Here is a 6,599-nt window from a genome sequence, read left to right as displayed (position 1 = left end):
CGCACGGGATTATTACTAAATATCTATGGTGATTATTCACTGCAAGGTGGTATATAAATACCTAAAATATTGCAAATAAGTGAATTGTGAAATATTTTTGAAAAAAGGTCATATTTCATATTACACCAAACGGGTAGGGTTCCGTTTTAGGAGAAACAAGCAAAGAATATGACACAAAAAACACGAGAGTATATAGTTCAATTGATCGCCCGCTACGTGCAAGGCAACTTAAATAAGCGGGAAATGGAGGATTTGGATGCGTGGCGTATGGAATCTTCCAAGAACGAGGAGATTTTTCAACGGATGATTTCCCGTCGACATTTCGAGGAGAGCCTGACGGCTCATGAAATGACGGGAGAGGAGATGGATGCCGAGTGGAAACAAATTTACACGAGAACGATAGGGAGCCGTCGAATCGGGTTAAGAAGAGTTTTGCAATACGCCGCGATAGCCGTTATGTTATTGTCTGTCGGTGGAGTGCTATACTTTAGTAACGAGAAATATATTCCGGAAAAAGAGGTCGTGGTAGCCAAAAGGAATGCAATCCAAGAATTGGAGTCTAGGGCTATTTTGGTTTTGTCCGACGGGAGGGAGTTCGATTTAAAGAACGAAGAGGATTTGGAGGCATTGACCAATCATAGGGTTACTTTATCTGCCGATAGTGAGATGTTGACTTATTCATCGGGAAACGTGGATACGATAGTCGAATATCATACGTTGCGGATTCCCCGGGGAGGCGAATACGTGTTGGTTTTGTCCGATGGCTCGACAGTATATCTGAATGCCGAATCGGAATTATCTTATCCGGCGCATTTTACGGGGCAAGAGAGAAGAGTTCGTTTGAAAGGAGAGGCTTATTTTGAAGTACGAAAAGATGCGACCAAACCCTTTATCGTGGATGTCGATCCCCTGCGGGTTCAAGTTATGGGTACAGAATTTGGGGTAAGGGCTTACAGTGACGAAGAATGTATCAAAACGACTTTAAAACAAGGGAAAGTGAGCGTGGAATCCGAGGAGCGCAGTGTTATCCTGATTCCGGACTTGCAGGCTACGTTCAATAGATCGGATGGACGGCTGGATGCGAAAGAGGTTAATGTCAATTTATATATCGGTTGGAAAGACGGACGTCTGATTTTTGACAATTGCCCCTTGGAACGGGTTCTGAAAGATTTGGGACGGTGGTACGCTTTTAACGTGGTTTTCGAACGGGAAGAGTCGCGTGTGTTACCCTTCTCTTTGAATATCAAAAAACACGAGGTATTCGCAGAGGTGCTTGATTTGCTGGAAGAAACAGGATGCGTGAAATTTGAAATAGAGGATAATACCGTGATTGTAAAATAAAAAGTAGCGCTGGTAACGCTACTTAAAAACTACCTCTGATGCGAACAGGGGCAGAATGATTATTAAATTCAAATACAAATCTATGAAGAAAAATTTTAATGTTGTGAGGAAAAGGTGGTTTTTATTCCTGCTTTTCCTTGTTTTCACGACTCAATTAAGCCAACGAGCTTATTGTCAGGAGGTAAAAATGACCTTTAGTCTGAAAAATGCTACTTTAAAAGAGGTCATCAACGAGATTAAACGTATCTCGGCGTATGATTTCGTTTATAGCGATTCCTACTTATCCGCTTTTAAGCAGAGGGATGTTTCGTACAAGGATGCGACGATTGATGCAGTTCTCTCTGATTGTTTGAAGGGTACAGGATTGATTTATGCTATTAACGGGCAGACTATTGTCATTCGGCGAGAAGAGACAAAGGCGGAACAGACGAAAGTGGTCACGGGAAAAGTTTCAGACATGAACGGAAGTCCCTTACCCGGGGTTACGATTTTAATCAAGGGGTTGACCGTCGGTACTGTTTCAGATGTGAATGGTAATTACAAACTTGGTGTCCCGACAACCGGGGAGGTTATATTGATGTTTTCTTTTATCGGTATGAAAACTCAATATATTACCGTGAAAGAGAAACTGAACATCAATGTTAAGATGGAGGAAGATGTCGCCGAGATGGATGAAGTGGTAATCACGGGTTATCAAACGATTGACAAGAAGCATTTGACAAGTGCGATTACTACCGTGAACGCGGCAGACGTGTTGGTGCCGGGTATGACGAGTATTGATCAAGCGTTGGAAGGGAGAATACCGGAGTTATTGTTGATGACTAACTCGGGAGAGGTTGGGGCAACTCCGCGTATTCGCGTAAGAGGAACCTCCACGTTGTTGGGTAACCGGGAACCCCTGTGGGTTTTGGACGGTTTTATTTTGGATGATCCGGTAGACGTGAGTAATGACGATTTGAACAATCCTGATTATATTAATATTATCGGGAATGCTATCGCCGGAATTAATCCTCAGGATATTGAGCGTATTGACGTGTTGAAAGACGCTTCCGCGACAGCTCTTTACGGTACCCGTGCGGCGAACGGTGTGATTGTGGTAACAACAAAGAAAGGGGCGATAGGGCCTGCACGTGTTTCTTATAATCATTCGTCAAAATACACACGCCGTCCCCGTTATTCTGACCGTAATATCAATTTGATGAATTCACAGCAACGTGTACAGTTCGGAAAGGATTTGACGGAATTGCATTATCCGTTCCCAAGTAATATGCCGATGGTGGGGTATGAAGGTGCCGCATATCGTCTTTACACGGGACAAACGAATTACGACGAGTTTTTAGATGAAGTGAAGAGATATGAAACAGTGAATACCGACTGGTTCGATATTTTGACACAAGATACTTATTCTCACGATCATACTTTGAGTGTTTCGGGGGGTACCGAGAGTGTACGTTACTATGCTTCCCTAGGGTATAATTACGAGGATGGAGTATCTAAAACGACATACACAGAAAGATACACGGCGAGAATAAATATGGATATGACTTTTTCAGAGAAAGTAAAAGCTAGTTTTTCTTTAGACGGGAACGTGCAAAAGAAGAATCATTTGATGCCGGAAATTGATGCGATGGACTACGCTTACAATACAACACGTGCCTTGCCTTGCTATAACCCGGATGGTACTTTGTATTATTACGAGAAATCGGCTTACAATGGGATGAATAGGTGGGCCAGTCTGTTTAGGTATAATATTTTGAACGAGATTGACAATAGTTCAAACTCCTATGATGGAAACACGCTAGGTGCTCGCTTGAATTTGAAATATTCACCGTGGAGGGAGTTGGATGTTACTGTAGCCGGAAATTATAATCGAAGTAGTACTTTGCAAGAACAGTGGTGGGGTGAAAAGTCACATTACGCGGCTCGTTGGAAAAATGCCGAATACGAGGAAGTTCCTATGCCGGGAGATGACGGGGAGTGTTATTTGCCTTACGGTGGTATCTTGAAAACGACCAACACGATAAACGAAAGTTATGTATTCCGTGTACAATACGATTTTCGTAAACCGTTCGGTAGTGATGATCAACATATGATTATGTCTACCGGAGGGTTCGAGATGAATGGCTCGACTTCACGGAGTATCAGTGATGAAAACCGGGGATATGTAAAAGATCGGGGAATGCAATTTATTGATGAAGTTGATCTTACCTTGTATACTCGCTATGCCAAATGGTTGAACGAAAATCACAGAACACTGAAACATGGAATTTCACATCAGGTGTCCGGATATTTGACTTTAAGTTATAGTTACGGTAATCATTTCACGCTGTATGCTAATGCGCGTTGTGATTTTTCTAATAAATTCGGTAGTCAAAGTAATGATAAATTCTTGCCTATTTGGGCAATTTCCGGGAGTTGGAATTTGAAAGAAAATATTCTAAGAAACTGGAATTTTGTAAATGAAGCAAGATTTAGGACTTCATACGGTTATCAGGGTAATATGTTGGATGATCAAAGTCCGAACTTGACGATTAAACAAGGAACGATAGACCCGATGTATAATGAAAATGTATCGGTTATCGCCCGTTACCCGAACCCGAATCTGAAGTGGGAGGAGACTCACTCTTTCGACCTCGGGTTGGATTTGTCATTTTTTAAATCTCGCGTGAATATAGAAGGTTCTCTTTATTTTAAAAAGACAGAAGATTGTTTCACTTCGGTAAGAGTATCAACAGTTAATGGACTTTCCAATTACACGATGAATAGCGGTGATTTAAAAAATGACGGTTATTCGATCGCTTTGCAAGTGAAACCTATAAAAACAAAAGATTTCCAGTGGTTGTTTTCTACTCAATATTCCGGAAATATGAATAAGGTGGAATCGGAAACAGTTGAGGTTTATACTATAGACGATTATTTGAATGGAACAGCAATTATTAACGGTACGGCGATAGGTTCTTTCTATTCGTATAAATTTTTAGGATTGAGTCCTGAAAATGGAACTCCGGTATTTGATGATTATGCTGATCGTCAACACCTTTTGAAATATAAATCGTTGGAAGAAACCGTTTTGATGATCATGGAAAAGAGTGGGCAGCGAGAACCGAAGTTCAGTGGAAATTTTGCCAATACTTTCACCTATAAGAATTTCACGTTGACGATGAATATGGCTTACGGGTTAGGTTCAAAGGTGCGTTTATTTGCTCTTTACGAGCCTATTGTATCCGGGGTGAGTGCGGAAGCTAATGTTAGAAAGGAGTTTTTAAATCGTTGGCAAGTTCCCGGTGACGAAACGAAAACAAATATTCCCGCTATATTGAGTCCGGCGGATGCTGATTACATGCACTATTATGCTCATTTTTCAAGTAGCCTGAATAATGCAACGCATATTCAGAAATTTGCCCGTAGCACGTGGGATATGTACGATAAATCCAACCTTCGGGTTGTAAGCGGTAATTATCTTAGATGTAATTCGATGTCTTTGCGCTACACGTTCGGTAAGGATATTTTGTCGTACACTCCTTTTGAGGCAATCCAAGTGAGTTTGAACGCGATGAACTTGTTTACCCTGTCGGCGAAAGAATTGAAAGGTCAAGATCCCTCGCAATCGGGATTTGCGAAACCGAATCTGTCTGTTCGACCGTCGTATACATTTCAATTTAATGTAACTTTTTAAATAGAAATTAAGATGAAATATTTTATATATAGTATTATCGTGGTGCTGTTTGCCGGATGTTCTGATTTTTTGGAAGATTATTCGCAAGATTTGGTTATACCCAAAACAGTGTCCGATTTAAACGAGGTAATTTTAGGAAGCGGATACTTACCAAGTAGCGAGGTGAAGGATTTAGCCCGAGGTACTGTCGGATGGTGGTTACATATTTTAGATGATGACGTTAATACTGTGATAATGCACACGGCTAACACGAGTAACGAATACGTGTACTTGAATACTACTTATTACGGTTACTATACTTGGCAATACGAGGTGGGAAGAGATTATGACCAAAAAAATTTATCCGGAGATAATGCCTTGTGGGATGAGTTATATAGTCGCATAAATACCACTAATATTATCTTGAACGAGTTGAAAAACGTGAGTCAGGCTTCACCACAAGAAAAATTGGATGCATTGACACTTCAAGGCGAATGTTTGTTTTTGCGTGCCCAATTCTATCTGGTACTGGTGAATGTGTATGCTAATGCCTATGCTCCGGAAACTGCGGCATCCACCTTAGGAGTTCCCTTGAAGTTGACGCATTACGTGGAACATGATAAAGATAAAAACACGCAATTCGAAAGAGCGTCCGTCGCTGAGGTTTACGCGCAGATCGTGGATGACTTGAAGGTGTCCGTGAAGTGTTTTCAACAAAGTCCCCAGACTCGCTCTTTTTATCGGGCTTCTGAGGCAGCCGCACGTTTGTTGTTAAGTCGGGTGTACTTGTATATGCAAGATTGGAAAAATGCACGAGTAGCCGCCGAGGATTTTTTGAAGTTAAGACGTGACTTGTATAATTTTAATTCACTCACGGACCCGGAAGCGGTCGCAATATCTGAAAATAGTGTTGAAGTTTTATTTTCACAAGGCTCTTTGAGTTTACAGAATGATATCACGGGATTAGGGGGAAATTTTTGCGTGACTAAAGATTTGTACCGTTTATACGAGGAGGCTGATTGTCGACGTGATTTATATTTTTCTAATGCTTCGGAGATAGATAGTATAGGGTTGGGAAGAAAATACAAAAGAGGTGTTTATCGCTCGAATGTTTCTGATTTTTGGTTGTTAAGAACAGCGGAGGGGTATTTGAATATGGCAGAAGCGTGTGCCATGTCTGATGATCCCGGTACGGCTTCCGAATACTTGAATCGTTTGAGGAGAAATAGGATAGCTGAATACAGGGATATTGAATATTCTGCAGCAGATATAACGGAAGCCGTGAGAGAGGAAAGAAGAAAGGAGTTGTGTTTCGAGGGGCACCGTTGGTTTGATTTACGCCGATATGCCGTATGCCGTAAAGCTCCTTTTAAAAAGGTCATAGAACATATGTTTTCTGTTTATGATTGGGATAATAGACGTGAGTTTAAACATGGGGAAGTTTATTCTCTGCAAGAAAACGATTTGGCATACACGTTTGCTATTCCAAAGTCCGTGTTGGAATTTGATACCGGTATGCGGGATAATCCAAGGGAGCAAAGGGAGTATTCTCATTTAATCTATAGGTCTGCTGGTGGAGCCGGTGATGAAAAATAAAATGAAT

3 protein-coding genes are annotated in these 6,599 nt (G+C 41.2%); all 3 read left to right on the top strand.

What is annotated here, in order from left to right; all coding sequences use genetic code 11:
• The first annotated feature begins 168 nt into the window (after nucleotides 1–168).
• The 3 genes from ACK8P8_RS20870 to ACK8P8_RS20860 all read left to right on the top strand — a co-directional run bounded on the left by ACK8P8_RS20870 (nucleotide 169) and on the right by ACK8P8_RS20860 (nucleotide 6,592).
• The gene (locus ACK8P8_RS20870; protein WP_410026266.1) at nucleotides 169–1,341 is read left to right on the top strand and encodes a FecR family protein; all 1,173 of its coding nucleotides are present in this window, start codon (nucleotides 169–171) and stop codon (nucleotides 1,339–1,341) included.
• Nucleotides 1,342–1,423: 82 nt separating this feature from the next.
• Nucleotides 1,424–5,017 carry a SusC/RagA family TonB-linked outer membrane protein gene (locus ACK8P8_RS20865; protein ID WP_410026265.1) on the top strand — a complete coding sequence of 1,198 codons (3,594 nt, stop codon included), beginning with the start codon at nucleotides 1,424–1,426 and terminating at the stop codon, nucleotides 5,015–5,017.
• A 12-nt stretch (nucleotides 5,018–5,029) separates the two neighbouring features.
• Nucleotides 5,030–6,592, top strand: a complete 1,563-nt coding sequence (locus tag ACK8P8_RS20860) for a RagB/SusD family nutrient uptake outer membrane protein (protein WP_410026264.1) — start codon at nucleotides 5,030–5,032, stop codon at nucleotides 6,590–6,592.
• Nucleotides 6,593–6,599 lie beyond the last annotated feature (7 nt).

This window comes from Butyricimonas muris (assembly GCF_046365375.1).
Classification (GTDB): domain Bacteria; phylum Bacteroidota; class Bacteroidia; order Bacteroidales; family Marinifilaceae; genus Butyricimonas; species Butyricimonas muris.
The sequence above is the reverse complement of the archived record's forward strand: the minus strand, read 5'-3'. Positions and strand labels throughout refer to the sequence as shown.